Annotated in this window: 1 protein-coding gene; it reads left to right on the top strand. The window is 36.3% G+C overall.

Annotation, left to right across the window (positions count from 1 at the left end; all coding sequences use genetic code 11):
• The first annotated feature begins 49 nt into the window (after positions 1-49).
• Positions 50-1,410, top strand: a protein-coding gene (locus tag HRG09_RS28055; protein ID WP_174104065.1) for an IS3 family transposase whose coding sequence is annotated in 2 segments (ribosomal slippage) — positions 50-506 and positions 506-1,410 — 1,362 coding nt in all. Because the reading frame shifts where the segments join, the coding sequence is not laid out codon by codon here.
• Positions 1,411-1,445 lie beyond the last annotated feature (35 nt).

The raw sequence follows: 1,445 nt of genomic DNA, 5'->3' as shown, positions 1-1,445 counted from the left end.
TGTACCCCAATTGTTAGACACAGTCTAACAATTGGAGGTGCAGTTTTTTATGGCTAAATTTTCTTCAAAAGAAAAAATACAAGCGGTGAGACGATATTTAAATGGTAATGAAGGTGGAAAAACAATCGCCAAATCTGTAGGTGTTCATCCCAGTATACTCTATCAGTGGATTAGGCAATATGAATCTTCAGGTGAAAATGCTTTTGAAAAACGCTATACATCCTACTCCACCCAGTATAAACTAGATGTACTTAATTATATGAACGAAAATGGGACATCTATCAGGGAAACAGCGGCGATTTTTAATATTCCATCTTACGAGACACTTCGAAAATGGAAAGTAGCTTATGATACAGGAGGATTTGATGCCCTACATTCAAAGAAAAAGGGGCGTCTATCGATGAAAAATAAAAAAACTAATACAACCAAAGATCAAGGAATAGTTGAAGGATCAATAGAGGCACTACAAGCGGAAAATGAGCGTTTACGTATGGAAAATGCATATTTAAAAAAGTTGAATGCCTTAGTTCAAAACAAGGAAAAGTCACCAAACAAGACAAAGCGCAAGTAGTCTATGAATTAAGGCATGAATTTCCCGTCAAGGAACTACTTCAACTCGCAGGCCTTCCGCGTAGCACGTACTATTATTGGATGAAACATTTCAATCGTCCTGATGGAAATGCGGCGTTAAAAGAACTGATTCGAGCTATTTATGATGAACACGATGGGTGTTATGGCTATCGTCGTATTCGTGATGAACTGACAAACCGTGGACTCAAAGTAAATCATAAAAAAGTGTACCGTCTGATGAAAGAATTAGGCTTGAAATGTCTCGTTCGTATGAAAAAGTATCGTTCTTATAAAGGGAAAGTCGGAAAAATTGCACCGAATATTTTAAATCGCAATTTCCAAGCGGAAAAACCAAACAAAAAATGGGTTACGGACATCACAGAGTTTAAATTGTTTGGAGAGAAGTTATATTTATCACCAATGTTGGATTTATTTAATGGTGAAATTATCACATATACAATTGGTTCAAGACCAACCTATTCCCTTGTTTCAACAATGTTAGACCAATCTTTTGAACGTTTAACGGAAGAAGATACACTTCTTATTCATTCTGATCAAGGATGGCACTATCAAATGAAACAATATCGCCATTCCCTCAATACACGTGGCATTACACAAAGTATGTCTCGTAAAGGGAACTGTTACGATAACGCAGTGATTGAAAATTTCTTTGGAATCATGAAGTCCGAATTTCTATACCGAAAAGAATTTAAGCATATAGAACACTTTAAGCAAGAACTAGCAAAGTACATAGCCTACTATAATCATAAAAGAATTAAGGCAAAACTAAAAGGCATGAGTCCGGTACAATACCGGTTTCATGCCCAAGAAGCTGCCTAATGAAATAACGTGTCTAACTTTTTGGGGTCACTTCA

Source organism: Bacillus sp. Xin1 (genome assembly GCF_013314535.1).
In the GTDB taxonomy this organism is placed as follows: domain Bacteria; phylum Bacillota; class Bacilli; order Bacillales; family Bacillaceae_G; genus Bacillus_A.
This window is presented reverse-complemented; position numbering and strand designations above follow the sequence as displayed.